The 25,872-nt window shown below is 37.5% G+C and carries 22 protein-coding genes and 1 tRNA gene; 12 read left to right on the plus strand and 11 right to left on the minus strand.

Translation table 11 applies throughout. The annotated features are described in order from the left end of the window. Positions 1-43: 43 nt before the first annotated feature. A complete protein-coding gene (locus tag WAA15_RS01935; protein WP_337040689.1) occupies positions 44-847 on the minus strand; it encodes an enoyl-CoA hydratase/isomerase family protein in 804 nt (267 codons plus the stop codon). A gap of 95 nt (positions 848-942) precedes the next feature. Here WAA15_RS01935 and WAA15_RS01940 point away from each other — a divergent pair, with 95 nt between their 5' ends. Next, complete coding sequence (locus tag WAA15_RS01940; RefSeq protein WP_337040690.1) at positions 943-1,350, plus strand: winged helix-turn-helix transcriptional regulator; 408 nt, start codon at positions 943-945, stop codon at positions 1,348-1,350. A gap of 227 nt (positions 1,351-1,577) precedes the next feature. Here the strand turns inward: WAA15_RS01940 and WAA15_RS01945 are convergent. Beyond that, a tRNA-Met gene (locus tag WAA15_RS01945) sits at positions 1,578-1,651 on the minus strand. A 199-nt stretch (positions 1,652-1,850) separates the two neighbouring features. Here WAA15_RS01945 and WAA15_RS01950 point away from each other — a divergent pair. Then, positions 1,851-2,234: an START-like domain-containing protein gene (locus WAA15_RS01950; RefSeq protein ID WP_337040691.1), complete on the plus strand. Its 384-nt coding sequence runs from the start codon at positions 1,851-1,853 to the stop codon at positions 2,232-2,234. Positions 2,235-2,314: 80 nt separating this feature from the next. Next, a complete protein-coding gene (locus tag WAA15_RS01955) occupies positions 2,315-3,787 on the plus strand; it encodes an LptF/LptG family permease (protein WP_337040692.1) in 1,473 nt (490 codons plus the stop codon). A gap of 13 nt (positions 3,788-3,800) precedes the next feature. Here WAA15_RS01955 and WAA15_RS01960 read toward each other — a convergent pair whose 3' ends face one another. After that, positions 3,801-4,442 carry a deoxynucleoside kinase gene (locus WAA15_RS01960; protein WP_337040694.1) on the minus strand — a complete coding sequence of 214 codons (642 nt, stop codon included), beginning with the start codon at positions 4,440-4,442 and terminating at the stop codon, positions 3,801-3,803. A 192-nt stretch (positions 4,443-4,634) separates the two neighbouring features. Between WAA15_RS01960 and trhO the strand changes: the two genes are divergently transcribed. Beyond that, complete coding sequence (gene trhO / locus WAA15_RS01965; RefSeq protein WP_337041311.1) at positions 4,635-5,627, plus strand: oxygen-dependent tRNA uridine(34) hydroxylase TrhO; 993 nt, start codon at positions 4,635-4,637, stop codon at positions 5,625-5,627. A gap of 99 nt (positions 5,628-5,726) precedes the next feature. Then, positions 5,727-6,281 carry a YdeI/OmpD-associated family protein gene (locus WAA15_RS01970; protein WP_337040696.1) on the plus strand — a complete coding sequence of 185 codons (555 nt, stop codon included), beginning with the start codon at positions 5,727-5,729 and terminating at the stop codon, positions 6,279-6,281. 9 nt (positions 6,282-6,290) lie between these two features. Here the strand turns inward: WAA15_RS01970 and WAA15_RS01975 are convergent, their stop codons facing one another. Beyond that, positions 6,291-6,791: a GNAT family N-acetyltransferase gene (locus tag WAA15_RS01975; protein ID WP_337040697.1), complete on the minus strand. Its 501-nt coding sequence runs from the start codon at positions 6,789-6,791 to the stop codon at positions 6,291-6,293. 122 nt (positions 6,792-6,913) lie between these two features. Here WAA15_RS01975 and surE point away from each other — a divergent pair, with 122 nt between their 5' ends. Both surE and WAA15_RS01985 read left to right on the plus strand, forming a co-directional pair. Continuing rightward, positions 6,914-7,690: a 5'/3'-nucleotidase SurE gene (surE, locus tag WAA15_RS01980; RefSeq protein WP_337041313.1), complete on the plus strand. Its 777-nt coding sequence runs from the start codon at positions 6,914-6,916 to the stop codon at positions 7,688-7,690. 109 nt (positions 7,691-7,799) lie between these two features. After that, positions 7,800-9,362 carry a GH3 family domain-containing protein gene (locus WAA15_RS01985; protein WP_337040698.1) on the plus strand — a complete coding sequence of 521 codons (1,563 nt, stop codon included), beginning with the start codon at positions 7,800-7,802 and terminating at the stop codon, positions 9,360-9,362. A 9-nt stretch (positions 9,363-9,371) separates the two neighbouring features. On the opposite strand, the gene WAA15_RS01990 is transcribed toward WAA15_RS01985, so the two are convergent. From WAA15_RS01990 to WAA15_RS02005, 4 genes are all read right to left on the minus strand, one after another. Continuing rightward, complete coding sequence (locus WAA15_RS01990; protein ID WP_337040699.1) at positions 9,372-10,898, minus strand: c-type cytochrome domain-containing protein; 1,527 nt, start codon at positions 10,896-10,898, stop codon at positions 9,372-9,374. Positions 10,899-11,018: 120 nt separating this feature from the next. After that, the gene (locus WAA15_RS01995) at positions 11,019-12,785 is read right to left on the minus strand and encodes a RagB/SusD family nutrient uptake outer membrane protein (protein WP_337040700.1); all 1,767 of its coding nucleotides are present in this window, start codon (positions 12,783-12,785) and stop codon (positions 11,019-11,021) included. A gap of 23 nt (positions 12,786-12,808) precedes the next feature. After that, positions 12,809-16,063, minus strand: a complete 3,255-nt coding sequence (locus tag WAA15_RS02000; protein ID WP_337040701.1) for a SusC/RagA family TonB-linked outer membrane protein — start codon at positions 16,061-16,063, stop codon at positions 12,809-12,811. A 304-nt stretch (positions 16,064-16,367) separates the two neighbouring features. Then, positions 16,368-17,366: a cation diffusion facilitator family transporter gene (locus WAA15_RS02005; RefSeq protein ID WP_337040702.1), complete on the minus strand. Its 999-nt coding sequence runs from the start codon at positions 17,364-17,366 to the stop codon at positions 16,368-16,370. A 226-nt stretch (positions 17,367-17,592) separates the two neighbouring features. Here WAA15_RS02005 and WAA15_RS02010 point away from each other — a divergent pair, with 226 nt between their 5' ends. Both WAA15_RS02010 and WAA15_RS02015 read left to right on the plus strand, forming a co-directional pair. Further along, positions 17,593-18,150, plus strand: a complete 558-nt coding sequence (locus tag WAA15_RS02010) for an NUDIX hydrolase (protein WP_337040704.1) — start codon at positions 17,593-17,595, stop codon at positions 18,148-18,150. Positions 18,151-18,176: 26 nt separating this feature from the next. After that, complete coding sequence (locus tag WAA15_RS02015; protein ID WP_337040705.1) at positions 18,177-18,782, plus strand: LysE family translocator; 606 nt, start codon at positions 18,177-18,179, stop codon at positions 18,780-18,782. 57 nt (positions 18,783-18,839) lie between these two features. Here WAA15_RS02015 and WAA15_RS02020 read toward each other — a convergent pair whose 3' ends face one another. From WAA15_RS02020 to folE, 3 genes are all read right to left on the minus strand, one after another. Further along, entirely contained in the window at positions 18,840-19,772 is a 933-nt protein-coding gene (locus tag WAA15_RS02020) for an SPFH domain-containing protein (RefSeq protein WP_337040707.1), read from the minus strand. Positions 19,773-19,989: 217 nt separating this feature from the next. Then, positions 19,990-20,985: a c-type cytochrome gene (locus tag WAA15_RS02025; RefSeq protein WP_337040709.1), complete on the minus strand. Its 996-nt coding sequence runs from the start codon at positions 20,983-20,985 to the stop codon at positions 19,990-19,992. Between the two features lie 131 nt (positions 20,986-21,116). Beyond that, on the minus strand, positions 21,117-21,797 hold the full coding sequence (gene folE, locus WAA15_RS02030; RefSeq protein ID WP_337040710.1) for a GTP cyclohydrolase I FolE: 681 nt from the start codon (positions 21,795-21,797) through the stop codon (positions 21,117-21,119). A 130-nt stretch (positions 21,798-21,927) separates the two neighbouring features. On the opposite strand from folE, the gene WAA15_RS02035 reads away from it, so the two are divergent. The 3 genes from WAA15_RS02035 to WAA15_RS02045 all read left to right on the plus strand — a co-directional run bounded on the left by WAA15_RS02035 (position 21,928) and on the right by WAA15_RS02045 (position 25,812). After that, on the plus strand, positions 21,928-23,268 hold the full coding sequence (locus WAA15_RS02035; protein WP_337040711.1) for a Gfo/Idh/MocA family protein: 1,341 nt from the start codon (positions 21,928-21,930) through the stop codon (positions 23,266-23,268). A gap of 51 nt (positions 23,269-23,319) precedes the next feature. After that, positions 23,320-24,564, plus strand: coding sequence for a sugar MFS transporter (locus tag WAA15_RS02040; protein ID WP_337040712.1), 1,245 nt, complete (start codon positions 23,320-23,322; stop codon positions 24,562-24,564). A gap of 69 nt (positions 24,565-24,633) precedes the next feature. Beyond that, positions 24,634-25,812: a thiolase family protein gene (locus WAA15_RS02045; RefSeq protein ID WP_337040713.1), complete on the plus strand. Its 1,179-nt coding sequence runs from the start codon at positions 24,634-24,636 to the stop codon at positions 25,810-25,812. The last annotated feature ends 60 nt before the right edge of the window (positions 25,813-25,872 follow it).

A 25,872-nucleotide genomic window follows, 5' to 3' on the forward strand; every position in this document is an offset into this window, starting at 1 on the left:
TTCTTTATATACTACCACTTTAAGATTGTTCCTTATCTTATATTTACAAATATTTAGGTAAGTTCAGTTCTACCTCACCATTTTGTTGTAATCCTTTTTGAAACAAGGCTTTTATTCGATTGGTTGCTTCAGGCCATTGCAAAGACTCAAAGAATTTTGTTTGTGTATCCAGAATTTGTTCATTTGTCGGGCTTACTGCTCTTTCGTTGAGAATTTCTTTAATTCTTGCAATTGCATTTTTGTCAAACCCAGCAATGCGTCTTGCTAGATTATCAACAAAGTCGTCCAGTTCAGCGTCAGGAACCGCTCTGTTTATCCATCCGTATGCAGCTGCCGTATCAGCATCAAAATCGTTGCCACTCAATATAATTTCCAACGCCCTTGACTTGCCTGTAAGCAAATGTAATCTTTCCATTCCACCACCACCCGGAAATGAACCGATGCCTATTTCTACCTGTGCAAAAAGAGCTTTTTCTTTACTGGCAAATCGCATATCCATTGCCTGTGCAAATTCACTTCCGAAACCTCTAGCTCTACCCCTTACAGAAGCAATACTCACGAATGGAGCTAACTGTAATCTTTTGGCTACATCTGGCCATGAAAGTGAAAGTCCGGTTTTTCCTGTTCCTTTCGGAAAGTCATTGGCATGTAATAGCTCTAGGTGTGCTATAAAAAAATCAGGATTTTCGCTTTCAAAAACTACTACCTTCAGATTTTCATCGTTTTCGAGTTCGTCCATCAATGTTCTGAGTTCTAAAGAAAACGCCGGATCAAACATATTTATCGGCGGGTTGTTAATAAAAACCTTTAAATAGTTTTCATTCACTTTTTTTGAAGTTAAAATCATAATCTCTATTTTAAAATGTTTAAATTTGTAGTTGCAAAATGCAAGTGCAAATTTAAAAAGAAATTGCAAAATGCAAGTACTTTTAAAAAATTTTTATGGATAAGAATCGTTCGGACTGTCCGGTGAGTTGCTCGCTGGATATTTTTGGAGACAAATGGTCATTATTGATAATCAGAGATGTAATGATGAAAGGAAAAGTTTCTTATGGAGAATTTTTAACTTCAGATGAAAAAATAGCCACCAATATTCTGGCTAACAGGCTAAGTACTTTGGAGAATGAAAAGATATTAGTCAAAGAAGTATCACCTACCAATAAGTCGAAATTTGTGTATAGCCTTACGCAAAAAGGAGCAGATTTGCTCCCAATTTTGGTTGAACTTGCCGATTGGTCTATCAAATATTATGAGAACACGAAAGCCTCTGAATTAAGTAAGAGAATTTCAGGAAGAAAAGCGAAATTCTTACAAGAGGTGAGCGAAAAATTGCAAGAACGGGTCAAATAATTCTTAGCAAGTATGATTTGTTAGTTGATTGGGCTAGGTGCGAACTTCAAAACTGTTTAATGTTTCTCTTGCTGAAAAAGCCCCGCATAATGCCATTATAAGAGGTATAAATAGATGCTAGGGGAACATTGTTTATTGTCATGCACAGCGAGCATTTTTGTAGCCAGCATCAGTTGTGCTGTATCAAAATTCAAAAAGCCTTGATTATCAAGGCTTTTTGAACTCAGTAGCGGGGAGCAGGATCGAACTGCCGACCTTAGGGTTATGAATCCTACGCTCTAACCATCTGAGCTACCCCGCCGTAGAAATAATATTAAAAAAAAGCTTTATTAAGCCCTGCTCTTTAATATTATGTTGCAAAATTAGGGAAAGTTTTCATACATTGCAAAAAATAAAATCTATCAAAACAGATTTTATGGAAAAATTATATAAATTCTTGAAATAATCATTCATTCATACTAAATGATCTCGGGTATGAATGATTCCTAAAACTTTTTGATATGGGAAAATTTAAGTTTACACGGGAGTACGAATTTAAGGCATCACCTAAAGTCTTATTCCAGTATATCAGCACTCCTTCGGGCTTGCAACAATGGTTTGCATCAAAAGTGAAGTATGTTAATGATGGTAACTTTGATTTCGTTTGGGACAACGAAAGCCACCTTGCACGACTCAGCTCGCAGAGAATGAACAAAGCTACACGCTTCGACTTCCTCAATGAAGAACAAAAAGGAAACTATGTCGAATTCAGACTAGAACAAAGTGAACTAACCAATGCAACTTTCTTTAAAGTAATTGATAATTCTGATAATAACGATGTTTCGGAATTAGAGGATTTGTGGGATGGTATGGTTGATAAGCTACGCGAAATTGTTGGAGGCTAATTTGTTAAATATGCTTAATAAATTTGTGTAAACGAAATTCATTTAAGAATTTTGTTGCAGACAATTATTGATGTCATTTGATGAAGAGAATTGATTTTCTGGTTATAAAGTCTTTTATAGGACCTTTTATATTAACTACCTGCGTGGTAGTTTTTATTTTTTTAATGCGTTTCCTGATGCTTTACTTCGACGATTTTGTTGGTAAAGACTTAGGCTATGACGTTTTTGCAAAACTTTTTATTTATTTTTCTTTAATTACTGTTCCTATTTCGCTTCCATTGGCTGTTTTGTTAGCCTCTTTGATGTGCTTTGGGAATCTGGGCGAACACTCAGAACTAACTGCCATAAAAGCCTCTGGTATTCCTATCTGGCGGGTGTTGCTACCTACTGCTGTTTTTGCTTTTGGTATTAGCGTTTTCTCTTTCTGGTTCAATAATAGTGTAAGCCCGTGGGCCAACCTGAAAGGTTATAGTCTGTTGTATGATGTTAAAACTACTAAAGTAACTTTAAATATTAAGGAAGGAATTTTTTATAATGAAATTCCCGGTTATAAAATCAAGGTATCGCAAAAGTATTCTGATGGCAAAAGCCTTAAAGGTGTAACTATCTATAACCATAGTAACAATGACGGAAATGTAAATGTTACGCTGGCCGACTCGGGGCGTATGTATACCATGCTTAACAATAATTATCTGGTGTTTGAATTATATAACGGTGGTAATTATATTGAGTATAAAAATACCTCAGGTGGTAATTATGACGATACACGATTCGTTAAAAATACTTTCAAGAAACATAAGCTAGTTTTTCCGTTGGAATCTTTCGGCATGAAACGAACCGATGAATCACAGTTTAAGTATCATGAATACATGAAAGACGTTTCAGCCCTTAACAGACAAATCGATTCTATTCATCGGGAAATAAAAATGTCTAAAAAGTCTGAAATAGTTTCTATGGGACAGTTCTATACGTTCCATTTAAAGAAAATTATTAAAGATACTGCTAACAAAAGAGTGATTCTACCCGGAAAATGGATAGATGAACGAATGAAGCCTCTTCATGAGGAATCAAAAATAATGGAGTCATTTGAAACGGCTTTTTCTCAGGCCAAAAGTACCCTCGACCATTTTACCGTTAATGTTGACGTACAAAACAGTAAACTTAAAGATGCTAACAGGGCCGAAGTAGAAAAATGGCACAAATTTACAATGGCTTTTGCCTGCTTTGTTATGTTTCTGATTGGCTCGTCTTTGGGCTCAATTATTAAAAAAGGCGGATTCGGCTGGCCAGTTGTATTATCTATTACATTTTTTATTCTGATGTACGTGCTGATGCAATTGGGTGATAAATATGCCAAAGAAGGTGTCTGGAACGTAAAACTTGGGGTCTGGATGCCCGATGTTGTCCTATTGGGTTTCGGAATATACTTTCTTTACAAAGCCACTAACGATGCCCGCTTATTTGATTCAGACATCTATGATGTGTATTTTGATAAACTTAAGACTTATTGGAAAACCAAAATCAGAAAACCTAAAACAATTCAGACAGCTTGAAACTATACCCTTCTTATAAAGGGTCAATTTCAAGCTGTGTTCCTATACTGATATTTTTATCAATTGTGTCGACTATGTTCAAAAAATCTCTTTCATTTTCGGCATAGTCCAGATTATTTACATCAATGATAAGAAGTTTCCCGTGTGTATATAAATTAACAAAATCTTCGTAAAGAGCATTTAGGTTCAGGAGATATTCGGGGTCAATATTCCGCTCAAAATCCCGGTTACGTTTATTAATCTGTCTTTGAAGCTTAGGCAAATCAGCCCTTAAATAAATCATTAAATCAGGGTGCGAAATAGCCTGCGTAATCGTATTAAACATACTTCGGTAAGTTTGGTAATCAACCTCATTCAACTTGCCGGTTTCATACAAATTACGCGCAAAAATATAAGCATCTTCATAGATAGACCTATCTTGAATAATAGTTTTATCTTCAGATAGTTTTTTTATTTTTAAAACCTGTTCAAAACGGCTATTCAGAAAAAAAATCTGTAAGTGGAACGCCCACTTCTCCATATCTTCATAGAATGGTGGCAAGTATGGATTTCCATCTACTGCTTCATAAAGTACTTCCCAACCATAGTGTTCTGCTAATTTTGTTGCTAATGTTGTTTTCCCCGCTCCAATATTTCCTGTAATCGCAATGTGCATTTACTCAAATAAGTTTTTTTGTAGATAATTTTTCAAATTAAATGCTAAAATGACTAAAATCATAGAACATCAAAAATAACTTTTGTAATTTTGCAGTGTTTCAAATCAAGTTTGCACCTTGAAATATTGAATTTAATTATGAAGACAGAACAAATAGCAGCAAAACAAACTACCTCAGGCGCACAAGAAGCAATGGGCAAAGGCCCTTACTCTGTATTACTCTATTATATATACTCCCCTATTGAAAATGTAGTCGAATACCGCGACTTACATCATCAATACTGCATCGACAACCATATTCTTGGGCGCATTATTGTATCGCCTGAGGGCCTTAACGGAACCGTTTCAGGACTTGTTGAAGATTGTGAAAAGTATATGGCATGGGTAAAGTCTGACCCGCGCTTTGCCAATATTGATTTTAAAGTAGAGAATCATCACACCCATGCCTTCACGAAACTTTATGTTAGAATAAAGAAAGAGATTGTTCATTCAGAACTTCCGGTGAATCCGCTTGAACGTACGGGTAAACATCTTGAGCCTAAAGAATTTAAAGAAATAATCAAGAATGACCCAAACGTAGTGTTGGTTGATATGCGCTCAAACTATGAGCATTCGATAGGTAAATTCAAAGGGGCTATTACTTTTGATATGGAAAACCTCCGTGACTTACCATCACATATTCAGGAAATTGAGCATTTAAAAGATAAAAAGGTTATTACATACTGCACGGGCGGAATTAAGTGTGAAAAAGCAAGTGCTTATTTGCTTTCGCAAGGTTTTACAGATGTGTATCAATTACATGGAGGTATTATAAAATATGGATTGGAAGAAGGAGGCGAAGATTTTGACGGCAAATGTTACGTCTTTGATAACCGCCTTACCACTGATGTAAATACCACTAACCCTGAAGTAATTTCAAAATGCCATGTATGCGGCACTACCTGCGACAGAATGGTTAACTGTGCCAACCCCGATTGCAACGAGCACGTACCTATCTGTGAAAAATGTGGTTGGGAATTAGAAGGTGCTTGCTCGGTTACCTGTAAAGAAAACCCAAGAAAACGCCCGTATGATGGCACTGGTTATTATGCAAAAACTATTGAAGGCTACAAACCTGAAATAGCGTTCAGAACAAGAAAAAACACCAAACATTTACACATAGTTGAAGATTTAGGCTTGCAATAAAAGCTAGTAATCATTTACCCCAAACACTGATATTTGCAAACATTTATCAGCGTTTGGGGTTATTTATTGAAATATTCATACAAATACACATTAGTGATAATGAATCCTGTTTTTTTTGCACATCAGTCTGAATTTCGTAAATGGCTTGCAGAAAACCACCTCACAGCAACAGAAATTCTGGTGGGTTTTTATAAATTGAATACTGGTAAACCTTCCTTAACGTGGTCACAGTCGGTTGACGAAGCCTTATGCTTTGGCTGGATTGATGGCATCAGGAAGTCAATCGACCACGAAAGTTATTCAATAAGGTTTACACCCAGAAAACCCAATAGTATCTGGAGCGCGGTAAATATTAAAAAAGTAGAAGAACTAACTCAACAAGGCTTAATGCAGGAAATGGGCCTGCGCGCCTATGCCCGAAAACAAGACCATAAATCAAAAATCTATACCTACGAAAAAGCTGAAGTTAAATTTTCAGAAGAATTAGAAGAGGCTTTTAAAGCTCATCAAGTAGCATGGGATTTTTTCCAGAAACAAGCACCTTTTTACAAACGCACCATTACAAACTGGGTAATGAGTGCCAAACAACAAGCAACCCAATTATCCAGATTCGGAAAACTCATTCAAGCGTGCGAAGATAATAAACGGCTTTAATAACCAATTCTAAAGTTTTTTTCTCATTACATAATCATTCATAAAATAATCACCAATAGGAATATCTTCTTCGGCAATTATTACAAAGCCTACTTTTTCATAAAAAAATCTGGCTTTATTATACCTGTTAACGTTTAAATCGAGCCAATTTCCACCTAGCTTTTTAACTTGCTGCTCAACTTCTGTTAGCAACTTTTTCCCAAGCCCCCCTCCTTGAAAAGAAGGGTTCAGGTATATTTTATTTAACTTATAAATTCCGTCTGTTGCATCCTTAACAGAATAAGAAGCAAAAGCAACGGCCTGCTCTTCTTCTACTATATATTGAATAATAAACGTTTGCCCGGCATTCATTTGCTCTGCCAATGCTTCATGACTATAAATCAGGTCAAACATAAACTGTGGTTGCTCTTTACCTAATATGGGTTCATAAGTTGTAAACCATGTCTTTTGGGCAATTTCACGAATAGTGTCTATATCCTCAATAGTAGCAAGTCGATAGTTCAGGTTCATGTACAATAGAATTTTCTTTGCAAATATAAAGTCTGCATCCGTAACATTTTGTTAATTTGCATAAAAATTCATCTGTCTCTTAGCGCATCTGCACACTTTTGCATAAAGTAGATATTCACTTAATGATTGATATGAAACCACTTATTTTAGTTACTAACGACGATGGCATTACCTCAAAAGGTATTTCTGTTCTAATTGATGTTGTAAAAACACTTGGCGATGTTTTCGTTGTTGCGCCCGATAGCCCTAATTCGGGAATGGGCCACGCCATTACTGTTGATAGTACAATTCACATAAAAAAATCGAAACTTTTTAAAGATATTGAAGCCTACGAGTGTTCTGGTACTCCTGCCGACTGCGTGAAGCTAGCCAAACATCATTTTTTAAAAGGCAGAAAAATTGACTTAGTTGTAAGTGGCATTAACCATGGCATGAATGCCTCTGTTTCAGTGCTTTATTCAGGCACTATGTCGGCAGCGGTAGAAGCCTCCATTGAAGGAATTCCGGCTATCGGTTTTTCACTGAACGATTTCAGATATGATGCCGATTTCAGACACGTAAAACGCTATCTGAAAAAAATCGTCGAAAAATCGTTGCAGAATGGCATACCACCACACACTGCCCTTAATGTTAATTTCCCTGCAAAATCAGAAGAACCCATTAAAGGCATAAAAATTTGCCGCCAAACCAATGGCTACTGGCGCGAAGAGTTCGACGCCCGAACTGACTTATACGGCAGACCTTACTTCTGGATGGGCGGTGATTTTGTGAATCGTGAACCAGAAAGTCAGGATACCGATATTTGGGCTATGGAAAACAATTATGTAGCTATTGTTCCCGTTCATTACGACAGAACGGCATATCCTGAGATAAAAGTTTTAAAAAAATGGAAACTATAAATATTCAATCGTAGGATTTGTCTGTTTTATTTGACAATTTTAGCGTATAATCTTTCTATTGCACACTAACAATTGTTTACACTTCACCTACATATTTATATATATTAACATGGCAGTTTTAGGAAGTTTATTAAAAGGAAGTATAAAGTTTACTAGCACTATACAAAAAATAAGAAAAGTAAAACCGCTGAAATGGCAAAAAAAGGCTTTAACCAAGCTTATTGCAAAAGCGCGTTATACCCAATTCGGAGAAAAATATAATTTTGATGAGATTCTGAGTACAGCCATTTTTGAAAAAGGTACTGAATTTTATAAAATATTTCAAAAATCTGTTCCGATTTATGATTATAATAAAATTTATAATGAATGGTGGTACAAAGCACGTAACGGTGAAAAAAATGTTTGCTGGCCCGGAAGAATCAAATATTTTGCCCTAAGTTCGGGTACCTCAGAATCGGCCTCTAAAGCGATTCCGGTTACTAAGGAAATGATAAAGGCTATCCAACGAACCAGTATTAATCAGATTATTTCGTTGGGCCATTATAGCGAGTTACCTTCAAATATTTATGAGAAAGGGTACCTGATGTTGGGTGGTAGTACTGACCTGAACGAAGTTAACTCTCATTATGAAGGTGACTTAAGCGGCATAACCACCGGAACTTTACCATTCTGGTTTCAGAATTTTTATAAACCTGGCCAAAAAATTGCTGCCGAACGTAACTGGGCAAACAAACTGGAAGAGATTACCGAAAATGCTAAATATTGGGATATTGGCTTTTTGGCAGGTGTTCCGGCATGGCACACTATATTACTTGAGAAAATCATTGAGCGGTACCAACTCAAAAATATTCATGAACTTTGGCCAAACCTTACGGCTTTTGCTTGGGGAGGTGTTTCGCTTGAACCCTATAAGCAAGGGCTGGAGCGTCTTTTTGGTAAACCAGTTATCTATATCGAAACTTATATGGCTTCGGAGGGATTTCTGGCCTATCAGGATAGACCCGACGGCAATTTAAGACTTGTATTGAATCAGGGTATTTTCTTTGAATTTATTCCATTCAATGAGAACAATTTTGATGTTGATGGGAATCTGGTTGAGAACCCCGAAACATTAATGATACATCAGGTAAAAGAAGATATTGATTATGCTCTGCTTATTTCGACTTGTGCAGGCGCTTGGCGTTATCTGATAGGCGATACTGTAAGATTTACCAATAAAAATCGGGCAGAGATAAAAATTACTGGCCGCACCAAACATTTCCTTAGCCTTTGCGGGGAACACTTATCGGTCGATAATATGAATAATGCCATAGAACTGGTTTCAAAAGAACTTGGCATTGATATCCGCGAATTTACCGTGATAGGTATCAAACACCCTCCTTTATTTGCCCATCAATGGTATGTAGCTACTGACGATAAAGTAGATGAAAAAGTCTTATGCGAATTGATTGATAAAAAATTATTTGAACTCAACGACGACTACGCCGTTGAAAGAGGCCATGCTTTGAAAAATGTTTTCCTTAGAGCTTTACCTACCAAAGCATTTTATGAATGGATGAAGTCAAAAGGGAAAGAAGGAGGCCAACATAAATTCCCGAGGGTTTTAAAAGGCAAACTCGTGGAAGAGTGGGAAGAATTTGTGAAACAAAATTATGATAAAGTTGGGGTTTAAACCCCAACTTTATTTCTTTTTATATAAGTCGTCGCTGCCTTCGTTAGGTTTTGCTTTTAAGAAGTCAGCTATCTGCTGCTCTGTCATACCCGAATCAATATTTGCTTTAGGCAGGTTTTTCTTTAGTTCTTCTACACCTTTAGGAGAGATAGCCGTTTTCCACAAATAAATTTTTTTCAGATTCTTCAAATTACTTAATGTTCTGATAGCCTTATCTGTAATATTTGTTCCAATCAGGTTCAGATATTCCAGATTTTGTAAAGTGACAAGCTGGGCCAATCCATTGTCACTTATTTTTGTACCTTCCAGATGCAACCTTGTAAGATTTTTGAGTTTAGCTACTTCAGTTAAAGCTTTATCTGTTATCAGGGTGTTACTGAGTCTTAGCCATAATGTTTGCTCAGGTGCTTTTGCAATTACGGCCGTCTGGTCATCGGTCAGCTTAGTATTATTGATATAGCTTATCTCTAAAAAGTTATTATTCTGAGCAAAAGGCAAAACCAAACCACCAGTTGATTTTATTTCATTCAATGTTTTTTCGTCGATACCTTCAATACTTTGGCTTAAGAACTTCTCTTCAATCTCAAATTTATCTTGCTGAATACCCGAACTCGGCACATTTCCAGAAACCAAATTTCCTAAGCCGGCAAGTACTGGTTTTACGGCGTCACTTACCTGCATTTGTGATACTTTTTTATCAAAAGAAGCCCCTTGTTCAATCCACCATTTAAGGAGCGTCAGTTCTTGTTCCGAAATCTGTGTTTTACCTTTCGGTGGCATGTGGTCGTCTTCTGACTCAGGTAGTAAAATCCGTTTGATAAATTCACTTTTTTCAACATCGCCTGCTATAAAAATTTCTCCGTGCTTCCCTCCTTTTTTTAGAAAAGCTACCTCATCCATCCGCAAATCACCTTTCATTTTAGTGGCATTATGGCACTGCTCGCACTTTTGCTTAAAGATGGGTTTAATTACGTCCTGATAAATCAACGCCTCATTAATATTCTGAATCTTTGGTTTATCTGCAAGTTCTTTTGACTCTCGTTGCTCTTTTTCAGGCATTCCGGCCCATGCCCTGAAAGGCTGAGGTAAGTTATCTGTAAGATAGGTTTCACCGTGTGTAAGATTCCCTCCATGATGCCCTGCAATCATCATTAACAAAAGAGAAATAATTAAAGCTGGTGCGTACAAAATCTTATTAATTCCTATTTTATTGGTTAACCATTGGTTTTTGGCCAACCACGCTATCCAGCAAAATACAGCCAACCAAATACCTTGCAGTTTGTGTTCTTCGAGTATTTCTTCATTATATCCGCCTTCGAGAGAAAGAAAATAACCAGCCAGACAAGCAAATGTTGCACTGAATGCAGAAACAAGTAATATAACACGAATGATGTCTGGACTGACAGTTAATTTACCTGATAGTTTTAGAACTTCGAAAATTCCGACAATTATTAAAAAACCAATTGGTAAGTGGACTAATAGTGGATGAAAACGCCCAAAGAAAGAAGCCCATTCCGTTACGGCTAGGAAAAACATTAAGAAAAATTTTAAGGTTGAATTTAAGGTTTATACAAACAAAGTTAATAACAATAATACTAAAATGAAATAGCCAAAGTCATTGACTTTGGCTATTCTGGCATTAACAAAAACTATGAATTAATATCCGGGATTTTGAACCAGAACTGGTTTACCATCCTTCTGGCTATTCAGGATTTCATCTTGCGGAAGTGGATAGTAATTATTTTTAGAGGTAAAAGTTTTACCAGCCATATAAATACGTTTACCGAATTTTCTGCCTGATGGCTCTGTTCCAGGTACTGCCTCTTCTTGAGCATATTTGTTCAATACTTTTTCAGCAATACCCCAACGAACAAGGTCGAAGAAACGATGACCTTCCATTGCAAACTCCAAACGGCTTTCCATACGTACAGCATTTCTTGCAAAGTCGGCACCTCTGCTAGCAAACATTCCGGCAGGGTAAGGTTCAACTTTATAAGTAACTGTTGGGTCTTGTACAGAACCAGTTTTAGCACGGTTACGGATTCTGTTTACTAAATCCTGAGCTACCGATAAGTTTCCAAGTTCGACTTCGCACTCAGCCAACCACAAAATTACTGTCGATAATTTAATAATTCTGAAGTTATTGTTTACGTTACGTCTGCTAGTTGAGTGCGTAGAACTATTTTCTTCTGCAAGGTAATACATCCATTTTTTTCCTGTAAATGGCCCAGCATATACTTGGTCTCTAATCCATGTAGAGCCTGGCATCGGACCCCAGTCAAGGAAGTTAACACCTCTACGTCCTACTGTCCAGTCTAATCTAGGGTCAACCGGAATTGATTTATCTAACGTGAAAGCTGTACCTGCGCTAATACCCTGATCGTTCGGTAAGTCTACCTTATTATAAGAATCTAATGAGCCATCCGCAGCGTCTCCAATCATTGGTAAGCCATTCGCATCAGTTTTGAAAGCGTTTACAAGATTGTGTGATGGTTGGTAGAAACCACAACATCCTCTACCCGGCGCACTTGCTGAATAAGGCCAGTTAAGGTTATCACCTGCATTACCGTTGTTACCGTTAGTACCATCATTTACTGAGAACTGAACTTCAAAAATAGATTCTGAATTATTGTTAGTAACTGTTCTGTAATTATCATGGTAGTTAGCTACAAGCGTTTTACCTGAGTTTTTCACGATGTCATCCAACAATGCTTTTGCAGGAGCCCATTTTTTCTGAAATAAATAGGCTTTAGCTAAAAATGCTTTAGCGGCCCATTGCGTAGCTCTACCTTTTTGTGCCTGAATAGCCGGAAGGTTTTTAGCTGCAAAATCGAAGTCAGCTTCAATTTTAGGCCATACGTCTTCTGTATTAGGTATTTTAGTTGAGTTCGGGTCAGCAGCTACATACACTTTATCATCGATGTAAGGAATTTTGTTCCACATTTTTTTCGCTTCAAAGTGATAGTAAGCTCTCAAGAAACGAGCTTCAGCCAAAACCTGTGTTTTTTCAGCATCTGTCATATCTTTGATATCTGGGCTTTGTACGATCTGAATTACTTCATTGGCACGAGCCACACCATCATACGAATGCCACCATTTTCCTAAGAAATAAGTGTTATCTGATAACCAGTTATATTGCTCAATAAATGATTGCTCTGGCTGGTCACCGGCATCAGTACCTTTTACGGCATCATCAGAAGCAATTCCACCAAACACGTAGTTTGATACAGTTGAAGTACGGCCAGTATTACCTGAGCCAACTCCGTCAAGTTCAGAGTACACACCAATTAAAAGTGCGGCTACCCCATTTTTGTTAGTCAACTGCGCTTGAGAAGCACGTCCCTGAGGTTTTATATCGAAAAACTCATCAGAACAAGCAAAGTTTGTAGTGACTAGTAATGCTATGATAATTAATTTTTTCATTCTTCTTTTGTGTTTTTAAAATATTAGAATCCGAAACGCAAACCAACTAAGTATGATTTTGCAACAGGGTAAGCACCTTCATCGATACCCATGTGGATATCTTGGTTATCGTTACCTGATCTTCTTAGGTTAATATCTGGGTCCAGACCAGTGTATTTAGTAATAGTAAGCAAGTTTTGTCCTTGAACGTATACTTGTGCAGAACCTAAACCAATTTTCTTAACCCAAGCATTTGGAATTGAGTAAGTTAACTGGATATTTTTCAGACGTAAGTATGAACCATCTTCAAGGAAATAAGAAGAAACTTGTTGGCTGGTAGCATCACTTGAATTCAAACGTGGAAGTTTAGCAACGTCGCCAGATTTTTGCCATGAATTATATAACATATCTTTTGATCTGTTACCTTGGAATGTGTTGAAGTCGGTCCAGTATCTAACATAGTTGAATATCTGGTTGCCTTGTACACCTTGCCCGAATACTGTTAAATCCCAGTTTTTGTAACCCAAGTTCAGGTTGATACCATAAGTAAAATCAGGATGTGGGTTTCCAATGATGGTTCTGTCAGCAGCTGTAATGATACCATCACCATTAACATCTCTGAATTTGAAAGTTCCTTCTCTTGTATAAGTACCAAATTTAGGAGCAGCAGCGGCTTCGGCTTCATCTTTAATTACACCATCAACAATATAACCATAATAACTAGCAATTGGTAAACCTGCCTTTGTAGCTGAAATAGCTGGAAGACGCGTAGTAAACCCAAATATAGTAGAGTTAGGGTCGTTGTTAAGTTTAACAACTTTGTTTTTGTAATGTGAAATATTAAGACCTACCTGATAACGGAAATTACCGATTTTATCTCTGTAATTCAGACCAACATCAATACCTTTATTTTGTACTTCACCAATGTTAGTGAAAGGAATTGTACCCGTACCTGCTGTTCTTGGAATAGCTATCTGTGTTAACATATTAGAAGTAACACGGTTATATAAGTCGATGATAACTTCTAGTTTGCTATTTAATACTACCGCATCTAAACCAATATTTGTTGAAGTAGTAGTTTCCCATTTACCATTAGGGTTACCAAACTGTACAAGGTCAAAGCCACCTACAATTGATGAACCTGTACCATTAATGTCATAAGCATTGTTTAATGGGTCAGATGCATAAAGGGTATAAGCGTTGTATACATTAGGAATTAACTGGTTACCAGTTTTACCCCAACCGAAACGCAATTTCATGTCGTTAATAAATCTCAGGTCTTTCATGAAAGCGTATTCAGATAAACGTACCCCTACCGAGAACGCTGGGAAAATACCAAATCTGTTTGCTTGTGAGAAACGCGAAGAACCATCACGACGAAGTGTAAAGTCAGCCAGATACATATCTTTGTATGAGTAGTTAACTTTACCAAACTGCGAGAACAACGCACTGATAGTTGCACCAGCACCTGAGTTATTCAAACCAGAAGCCGAACCAGCATCAAGGTATCTGTATTCTAAATCATCGAATGCGAAACCGCTTCTGTTAGCTTGGAAACCAACAGCATAAGTAGTAACGGCCTCTGTACCAACCAATACATTCAGGTTATGTGCACCAAACTCTTTGTTATAATTTAAGGTGTTATACCATGTTAGTGAGCGGTCGTAGTTGTTGATAACGTTCAAGCTGTTTGCGTTTCTTGCTTCAGCTGCTTCAATGTCACGGTGGAAATACTCCGATCTGTTATATTGGTTATATTCAACACCAAAGCTGGTTCTTGCTTTCAAGCCTTTGATGATATCTAGCTCTGCAAATACGTTTCCGAAGATGTGCGTACCTTTAGTGATATTGTCTTTCTCACGATATAATCTGGCTAGTGGGTTCGGAGCATTACCTAAGTTAACCCCTTTACTACCAGCAAAACCATTGTATGGAGAACTATTAGTACCACCAAGTGCAACCGGGCCGCCAGTTATATCAAATACCGGAATGATAGGGTGTACACGAATAGCAAACATGATAGGGTTCGACTCGTCGTTGTTAGTAATACCCTGACGTTCGTCATAAGAAACTGCCATGTTTTCGCCAATCGTGAATCTACCTTTTTTGAATTCTGTGTTGGCTCTTACCGAATATCTGTCATATTGCGTATAACGCAAGATACCATCTTGTTTGAAGTAGTTGGCAGAAATTGAGTATTTAGCATTGTTTGAACCGCCAGTTGCGCCAATCTGATAATTTGCAATTGGAGCTGGGTCGAAAATAACATCTTGCCAGTTAGTACCTTCTTTGTTAGCCTTAGTAATGTTAAATGCTGTTTTACCAAGATTTGGATCAGCAATATCATTTGTATAAGTGTAGTTTGAAGGCAATGTACCATATACGTTAGGATAGATGTAATCGGCAATGGTTTGCTCGCCATTAGGACCGAATCTATACTGTACAGATGGAGACGTAGCTGAAGGGTTTTTACCAGCACCTAAATCGGCACGGTAAAGGTATTCGCCTAGTTCTTTTGTATTTAACAAATCAAGCATTTTACCGGGTCTTTGTGTACCTGTATAAAAATCGAATGAAATGCTAGGTTCACCAGGTTTTCCTTTTTTAGTAGTAATAATCACAACCCCGTTAGCTGCACGAGCACCATAGATTGAAGCTGCTGACGCATCTTTCAAAACCTGCATCGACTCGATGTCATTAGGGTTAATCTGGTTAAGTGTACCTTGTGTTGGCACACCGTCAATCACAAATAGCGGGCTATTGTTGTTAACTGAACCAAAACCACGGATACGCACCATTGTACCACCACCCGGCGAGTTATCGTTACCTACTGTAACCCCTGAAGCTCTACCTTGTAACATTTGTGTTACGCTGGCAGTTGGCGTTGCGGTAAGTTCTTTGGCATTTACTACTGTTACAGCACCAGTAATATCTTTTTTACGTTGTGAGGCATAACCCGTTACAACTACCTCGTTCAAGGATTTTGTATCAGGATTCAAAGAAACATTCACCTCTGAGCGATTACCAATAACTTCTTCGGCTGACTCGTAACCAATCGAAGAAAAAACAAGTGTACCACCATTTTGAGGAACATCAATAGAAAACGCTCCATTAGCGTCGGTAGAAGTACCTTTGGTACCTCCTTTAAGCATAACTGTAACTCCTGGAAGACCAATCTGGGCTTCGCCATCAATTACCTTTCCTGTAACTTTTCTTTGGGCAAAGGCAGCCGCACTGAGAGTAAAGAATAGCAGGATTAGAGCTCTCGCCCTAATTGGAATAGAGTAGGATTGTTTCATGAAAAAATATAAAATTAGGTTAATAAAACAGTGTAATAATATTACGATTCAAATATAAAATTTTACTTTTTTTATTTACAATATCAGAACAATATTTTCTAAAAAAAGTATCAACCTCTACACTGTTCATTTGCTGAAAAGAAGTAGGAAATTGCTTTAAGTTTGACCGGAGTATTAAAAACAATACAATAGTATTATATTAAGATTAAATATAAAAATAGAGAAATGAAGAAAGTTGCACAAAAACTTATGCAAACGTTTGAAATTGAAAAATCTTAACAAAAAAATTATATTTAAAAAAAGGTTAAGCCTCTGTATGAAAGTGTTTGGCGTTAAGACCTAGCTTGGCGGGTGTCCATTCAATTTTTCCGTCAAAAACGTGTTGTCTGACAGGGCAATCATCAACCATACAATAATGGCAGCATTGTGGCAAACAGGGGTCCGTATGAATAAAAATCTCTACTTCATTTCTTGTGCTGGCCTTAAGGGTATTTTCAAAGGCAATTACTTCATCGTGTGACTCCTGCAAACTTATATAATAAGGTAATGTTAAATGGCAATCAATATGTAAATCAGCGCCGTATCGTTGCGCTCTGAGGTTATGTACATCAATCCATTTTTTCTTACGTTCCTTGTTAAGAGTAATGGTAATTTCTTCAATAATCTGGTAGTCGGTCTCATCCATCAACCCTCCTATCGACTTCCTTACTAATTCGTATCCGTTTTTCATCAGAAATACAGACAAAATGAGTGATAAAAAGCTATCAATAATTTGTATATCTGTAAGTTTAACTATAAACAAGCCGGCAATCAGAAAAGCACTACTAATACTGTCTGACATCAGGTGTTTGCCATCGGCTACAAGTGTAATAGAATTATTTTTTTTACCAAGTTGCTGCAAATACCAACCTAAACCTCCGTTAACAAGAATAGTAATTGCAAGCAATGCAATACCGTTACCTAACGAACTCACCTCATGAGGTTTAATAAAGGAAATAATGGCTGGAATCAGTGTTGCCAGACCAGCTATCATAATAAGTGCGCCTTCAAAACCAGCCGAGAAAAACTCTATTTTACCATGGCCATAAGGGTGGTTATGGTCTTTGGGTTGTTTGGTTAGTGAAATGCTATATAAGGCAAATCCACTGGCTATAACGTTTACAATTGACTCTACGGCATCTGTCAGAATAGCATAGGATGTAGTTTGATAATAAGCCAGAAATTTAACAATCGTAAGCAGAAAACTTACAACAAATGACAATAATATAGCACGTTGATTAATATGTTTGCTGGATTTACTCATGACACTTCTTGTACTTATATAATTTTCTTGATAACTAACTCTCTTATTTAACTTTGCTGTAATGCAATATATTTCAATTTCGTAAACAGATTCAGAGAGAATTTTTAATCCTACTTTATATATCAATCAAAATATTTGCTGAAATAAGTGCCAAAGTTCAGCATTTTCAGAGCAATTTTCTAATGTTATTTTTCAACCTTGATTAAAAAATTATAATTTCGCAGCTATGAATGAAAATGAAAACCCGTGGACGGTCCTCGATACTGAGGTAAAATATGAGAATAACTGGATAAAAGTATTACACCAGAATGTTCTGAATCCGAATGGTGGCAAAGGCATCTATGGCTCGGTGCATTTCAAAAATATTGCGATTGGCATTGTTCCAGTTGATAAAGAGGGTAATACTTGGCTAGTAGGGCAATATAGGTTTCCTATTAACGAATACTCATGGGAGATTCCAGAAGGTGGTAGCCCCGAAGGAGAAGATATTTATGAAACAGCCAAAAGAGAGTTAAGGGAAGAAACGGGCCTTCTTGCTGAGCGTTGGACCATGATTTCGAAACTACATACATCAAACTCTGTTTGCAATGAGGTGGCTTATATATTTCTGGCAGAAGAATTAACGCAAGCCGAAAGCCAACCCGAAGAAACAGAACAATTACTAGTAAAAAAAATACCTTTACGTGAAGCCTACCAAATGGTTGTAGAAGACAAAATTACTGACTCAATGAGTGTTGCAGGAATTTTGAAAACTGTAATTCTGAGGTTTCCAGAACTAATGTGACAATCTAAAACTATATTAACACTAATATGCTTGAAGCGATATCCCTAGGATTATTTACAGGTGTGGTGCTAAGTTTCGGATTTGGTAGTGTCTTTTTTGCATTAATCCAAAGTAGTATTGAATACGGATACATGGCAGGCGTAAAAATATCGCTTGGGGTTGTTTTCGGCGATATTATAATGGTTTCTATTGCTTTTTTAGGTACAGCCTTTTTACCGGAAATCCCACATTTTGCCACTATCTCGCGCATTTTTGGCTCCCTGCTTTTAATGGGGCTAGGAATCGCTCAATTCCGTAACATTAAGCCACCTTCAACTATTAAGGAGTTTAAGTTAGCACGTTTCTTTTATTTTTTCGGAAAAGGCTTTCTTCTGAATGTTATTAATCCTGTTAATTTTATTTCATGGATGCTCGTTTCGGCTACCTTAAAAGGATATAAGTATGATATTTATGATGAAATTGCTTTTTTTACAACTTGCATAGTCGTAATTTTTGTATTGGAATCAGCCTTTGCCATTTTTTCAGATAAAATCAAAAACCGACTTAATAACCTTACTATTCAGCGAATAAAATATGTGTCCGGGATTGTTTTTATTGGAATTGGAATGAAACTGGTTTATGATATTTTCTAATTAAAAAGGCCGGATACGCGAATGAAGTGGTGTGAATCCAGCCTTTTTAAATATATTTTATTTGATATTAGCTTTGTCGTTAGCCTCTTTCTGGTGTAGAGCCTGCATTTGTTTAATGGTTCGTTCCATACCTTCCACTGAGCCATCTAGAAAAATAACATTTCCTTTTCCTTGTTCGGCAAAGTGTTTCAAAGATTCTGTCCAGAGTGAGAATAAAATTAACGAAGAATCAAGATTAGCTTTTTCCATTTCTTTAGCAGCTACGGCCATCCCTTTGGCTACTTCTTCTCTGAACTGCGCCAGCCCTTGCCCTCTTAAGCGAGATGCCTCACGTTCTGCTTCTGCCTGAATCCTGATATAATTACCTTCTGCTTCCGCAGCTTTTGTTTTGGTAATTAACAAGGCTTGCCCTTCGTTTTCGGCAGCAGCTTTTGAGTTATTTGAAGCCACAACTTTTGCCATTGAGCGAACAATTTCATCGTCAAATGTAATATCATTGATTTGAAGGTCTATCAGATGATACCCCCAGCCCAACAAAATATGGTCAAGGTTTTCTTTAACATCCGAAACAATTTCAGTACGCAGGCTCAGGATTTCAGCTTGTTTTTTTGTTGCCACAAAACTTCTGATTGAGCCTTCAATTGAGCGAACCAACGCTTGCATAAAGTTAGCTTGGTCAATAAACTTAAAAGCCACATTTTTGATTGACTCTTCCTGCTGGTCAGTAACAGTATATAAAAGCATGGCCTTAAAATAAACATTGGCTTGGTCGTTGGTGATGGCCTGAAATTGTAATTCTGCCGAGCGGTTCTGAATCGAAATAGTTCGGAAAACATACTCTATGAACGGAATTTTGAAGTTAAGCCCAGGAGTCATGATTCTTTGATACTTACCAAAAACAGTGATGACAGCCACGTTGCCTTGTTGCACTATTACTACTGAGAGGTATAAGACAACAATAATTACAACAATAAAAATAATTGCATTCATTTTATTAAAGGTTTAGTTAAAATATGCGTAAAGGTATTTTACTGGCGGAAACCTAAAAATTTTTATTGACAAATGGTATAAAAACATTAAGTTTTTATTGAATTATAAGGACCATTTTTTCTACTAATTGATTGTTTCTTCCTTCTTTAACATTTATCAAACAAAAAAAAGAGTAGCTGCCTGGCAACTACTCTGATGTAATTAACAATAGCTGGTCTTATAAACTTGCTACTGGTTTATAAATAAACTTTTCAACAGAATTTTTAATTGGTTTAACTGTTTTGAGGTACGCATATATTGCACCTAAATCTTTTTCTGACATACCTGCATACATCATCCATGGCATTATGGTGTTAAATTCATTTTTCCCAACAGTGTGAGCTTTATAAGAGCTATCGGCATAAGCCTTAAAACGCCCTATGAATGCCTCTCTTGTAAAATTACCAATACCTGTTTCTTTATCAGGTGTAATATTGGCCGCAGTAACAGTTTTGCCGCCTCCTATATTAAATGCCCAACCTCCGGCAAAATCCATCCCCGCAAGTTTTTTCCCTTTATCGTCAGCCTTCGTGTGGCATTCAAAACAGCCTGCACTAAAGGTAAGGTATTTACCATATTCTACTTCATTGCTGGCATCAGGCATTTGGGTTGGTGCAGGTTTCTGCGGAATGGTATGCAAGATGAAATTCATCGGAAAGTCTGCTTTTGAGTCTTCAGGTGTACTGTCGATAGGCTTTAATGTGCGTAAAAAAGCAATAATTGAGTAAATATCCTCATTGTCCATTTGTCCGTAATAAGCATAAGGCATAACCGGAAAAATAGGGCTACCATCTTTTTTAACACCAGAGGTAATGGCACGATAAATTTCGCCGTCCGACCAGTTTTTCAGATTAAAAGGAGTAATATTTCTGGCAACAAATTTACCCGGAAAACCAAATTTCTGGTCGAACACCTCACCGCCTTTTCCGTCGGTACCTTCAACAAGTGGGGCCGAAAATAAATTATAGTCTCTGGCACTGTGGCAATCCATACAAACAGTTACATGATAAGCAAGATACCTTCCGCGTTCGATACGTGTAGGGGTAGCTTCTACATGGAGGTCTTTCGGTACATCAATGGCAGGCAAGGCTAACTTTACGTATAGTAGTAAAATTCCCACAGCAACGATAATAAACAGGACTACATAGCCCACTGTTTTGTAGAGTTTTTTCATGATTCAATAGTAGGTAAGTAACTGATAATAAATATATTGTGAATTGTTAGCAAATTACATAATGCATTTGTAAGCTACAATTCAAAAATCACTTATTTATTGAACGGCTATGATACTACGAAATCAAGGAGTTAAATGCTCAGCATTTTCAAAAATTCATTTTTCTTTTCTTCCTCTTTAAATACGCCACCATAAAAAGCCGTAATGGTCGAACTGGTTTGGTCGCTTACGCCCCTCGATGATACACATTGGTGGTCGGCATCAATAATTACTGCTACATCTTCGGTCAATAATGCCGATTTAAGTGCATTTCCAATCTGCATGGTCATTCTTTCCTGAACTTGAGGGCGGCGGGCATAGTAATTCACTATCCGATGCAACTTCGAGAGCCCTATTACTTTACCACTCGAAATATACGCTACGTGGGCTTTTCCAACAATAGGTACAAAATGATGCTCACAATTAGAGTAGAACTGGATATTCTTCTCAACGAGCATTTCATTATAGTGGTAGTCGTTAGTAAAGAGCGTCATAGTAGGTTTATTTTCAGGATTAAGCCCTGAAAATGTTTCTTTCACATACATTTTTGCTACCCTGTGGGGTGTTCCTCTCAGGCTTTCATCCTGAAGGTCAAGGCCAAGTATGTGCATAATTTCTCTGAAATGCGCTTCAATCTGTTCAATTTTTGTTTCATCGTCTAGTTCAAAGGCATCATTACGTATGGGAGTTTCAGGATTAGAAGAAAAATGGTTTTCACCTATTTCTTCTATACTAAACTTTTTGTAGTCTGGTTTTTTATTTTGGTCACTCATCAAATTCCCTGCTATGATTTCTATACAAAAATAAACGATTGTATGGCTAATAAAATAATATTTATATCCTAAACTTTTGAAATTGCATAATTAGTCTATTTTTTTGCAAACTAATCTTCTTAACCATACTATGAACAGACGCGACTTTATTTCAACCAGCTTGGCCACTACAAGTATTCCATTTATTGCAAAAAGTAACCCTAAAGACGATAAAAAGGTAAGACTGGGTTTCATCGGGGTCGGATTAAGAGGCAGAACACACTTACAGCAAGTTATGTACAGACCTGACGTGGAAGTTCCTGCTATTTGTGACATCGATTCAAACTCAATAGCTGAAGCTAACAAGATTTTCCAGAAATTTGGCAAGGCCAATCCGGTTGCTTATACCAAAGGCGAACGCGATTTTGAAAATATGGTAAAAAGAGATGACCTCGACGGCATTGTTATAGCTACTCCGTGGGAATGGCACGTACCTATGGCCATTGCGGCCATGAAAGCCGGTAAATATGCAGGTGTTGAGGTTTCTGCTACGGTTACGTTGCAGGAATCATGGGATTTGGTTAATACTTATGAGCAAACAGGTTCGCATTGTATGATTCTGGAAAATGTTTGTTACAGACGTGATATAATGGCTGTGCTGAATATGGTTCGCAAAGGAATGTTCGGAGAAATGACTTACGGCCATTGTGGGTATCAGCATGATTTAAGATTTGTAAAACTGAACGATGGTAAGGCCGCTTATGGCAAAGGAGTTGAATTTGGCGAAAAGGGTTTCAGCGAAGCACGTTGGCGTACTCAACACTCTGTTGACAGAAACGGCGATTTATACCCGACACATGGTTTAGGGCCCGTTGCTCATTGGATGGATATTAACCGCGGAAATCAGTTTTTATACCTGACTTCAATGGCTACGAAATCGCGCGGGTTACACAACTATATTGTGGCCAACGGAGGTGAAAACCACCCGAATGCAAAAGTAAAATTTAAATTAGGCGATATTGTTACTACTACTATTCAGTGCGCTAATGGTGAAAATATTGTGATTATTCATGATACAAGCAGCCCACGCCCTTACTCGCTGGGTTTCAGGGCGCAAGGAACCAATGGCATCTGGATGAACGATGGAAATCAGATATATATCGAAGGTACATCGAAAAAACATGATACTTGGGAGCCATTTGCCGATTATCAGAAAGAATATGACCATCCGCTCTGGAAAAGATTTGAGCAAGATGCAGTAAATGCAGGCCATGGTGGTATGGATTTCTTTGTTATAAGAGCCTTTATTGAGTCGATTAAAGCTAAAGTGGCACCACCTATTGATGTATATGATGCCGCAGCATGGAGTGCTATCAGCCCATTGTCTGAACTCTCAATTGCCAGAGGAAGTTCACCTGTTGAAATTCCTGATTTTACCCGCGGAAAATGGCGTACAAACAAGCGAGTGTTTGCTTTAAATGACGAATATTAACACTAAATAATAACCTAAACAATACATCATACTTTTTTAATACCTAACATTATGGAGCAAAATAATAAGAATTACATGGGGCCACTTTTTCTGATTGGAATCCTGTTTTTTGTATTCGGATTTGTAACATGGGTAAACGGAACCCTCATCTCTTTTTTTAAGAAGGCTTTCAATCTAAGTGATACGAGTTCTTATCTGGTTACATTTGCCTTTTTTATTTCCTATACAATTATGGCAATTCCTTCATCTTTTGTTCTAAAAAAGGTTGGCTTCAAAAAAGGGATGTCGTTAGGTTTAGGAATAATGGCCATTGGAACCTTAATTTTTGTACCGGCTGCAAAAATGGAATCATATCCTTTGTTTCTTGCAGGTCTTTTTACAATTGGTATTGGCCTTACACTCCTGCAAACGGCCTCAAATCCTTACGCAACTATACTTGGCCCAAGAGAAAGTGCTGCACAAAGAATTAGTTTTATGGGTATTGCCAATAAAACAGCCGGTATTATCAGCCAAAAGGTATTCGGAGGTATTTTATTAGCTGGCGGAAGTGCCGCAGTTGCAGCCACACCAACGGCACATCAACTTGATAAAGTAGTGGTACCTTACCTTATTCTTACAGGTGTGCTGATAATCCTAGCCGTATTAATACAGTTAACAAAAGGCTTACCAGAGGTAAGCGAAGAACAAGAAGGTTCTGAAGTAAATACAAAAAATAAAGAGGAAAGCGTGTTTGCCTTTCCGCATCTTGTTTTAGGTTTAATAGCCTTGTTTTGCTATGTAGGCGTTGAGGTAGTTGCTGGTGATACTATTATTAATTATGGTAGCTCACTAGGTTTTGAAAACGCAAAAGATTTTGGAACTTATACTTTATGGGCAATGATGCTGGGGTATATTCTGGGTATTTTTCTGATTCCTAAATTTGTTTCACAACAAACATGGCTTAAATTATCGGCAATATTAGGCATTATCGTATCTATTTTGGCCTTAGTTACTCCGGGCATCTATTCTGTTATTTGTATTGCTGTTTTAGGGCTGGCAAATGCCATTATGTGGCCTGCTATATGGCCTCTTGCCATCGATAACTTGGGAAAACACACAAAGATTGCATCTGCATTATTAGTAATGATGATTGCCGGTGGAGCAATTATACCTCTAGCTTACGGAGCTTTGGCAGATGCCTTCAAAGACCCTGATAAAAAATACATGGGGCCGCAAATAGCTTATGCTATTTTAATACCACTTTACTTGTTTATTCTTTATTATGCCACTATTGGTCATAAAAAGAAAAGCTGGTGAAATTAACTGGCTTAATTTATTGTTTAACTGTTATACAAACCCTATAACAGTTTTATTAAATTCACAATCATGGAAAAGGCTTATATCATTTCTGCTGTAAGAACGCCAATCGGAAGTTTCGGTGGTGCGTTGTCAACAATTGCAGCTCCAAAACTTGGAGCCACAGCTATCAAAGCAGCAGTCGAAAGAGCAAATATCAGTTCTGATGCCGTTGATGAATTATTTTTTGGCAATGTTTGTCAGGCAAATATCGGGCAGGCTCCGGCAAGACAAGCGGCACTCTATGGTGGCTTATCTGTTAAAACCAACACCACAACCATAAATAAAGTGTGTGCTTCGGGCATGAAATCAATTATTTTCGGCAGCCAGTCAATTGAATTAGGCGAAAATGAGGTTGTTGTAGCCGGAGGCATGGAGAATATGTCGATGATTCCGTTTTATCTGGAAAAGGCACGATATGGCTATGGATATGGCAATAGCGTTCTGATTGATGGTTTGGCCAAAGACGGCCTTACAGATGCCTACCAGCCAATGGCAATGGGCTGTTTTGGTGATGCAACTGCAACCAAATATGGAATAAGCAGACAAGAACAGGATGAATATGCTATACGCTCATATAAAAGATCGGCTGAGGCATGGGAAAATGGCTTTTTCGATTCAGAAGTAGTTGGTGTTGAGGTAGTTGACAAAAAAGGCAACAGCAAGATAATTGCTCAGGATGAAGAGTTCAAAAATGTTAACTTCGAGAAAATCCCGACTTTGAAACCAGTTTTTTCAAAAGAAGGGACCGTTACAGCAGCCAATGCTTCTACCATAAACGATGGAGCAGCAGCTTTGGTTTTAAGTTCTGCCGAAGCCAGCCAAAAACTAGGATTAAAACCAATAGCCAGAATTCTTGCTTATGCCGATGCCGAACACGAACCGGAATGGTTTACCACAGCTCCGGTTTATGCCGCACAAAAAGCATTAAAACGTGCAGGCTTGACTGTTACAGACATTGATTATTTTGAAGTTAATGAGGCTTTTTCGGTGGTTCCGATGGTTTTCTGCAAAGAGCTAGGAATATCTTTTGAGCAGGTAAATATTTTTGGAGGAGCTGTTTCACTTGGGCATCCGCTTGGTTGCTCTGGGGCCAGAATCGTTACAACATTAATTAATGTTCTCCATAAAAAAAATGCACGTTTAGGGCTGGCAGCCATTTGTAATGGTGGCGGTGGTGCCAGTGCAATTATTATTGAAAAATTATAAATTAGCAATAGTATCAAAGAGATGTGAGTATATTGCATCTCTTTATTTTTGTTTTCTTCT

The sequence above is a fragment of the Emticicia sp. 17c genome, assembly GCF_037153985.1.
Lineage (GTDB): Bacteria > Bacteroidota > Bacteroidia > Cytophagales > Spirosomataceae > Emticicia.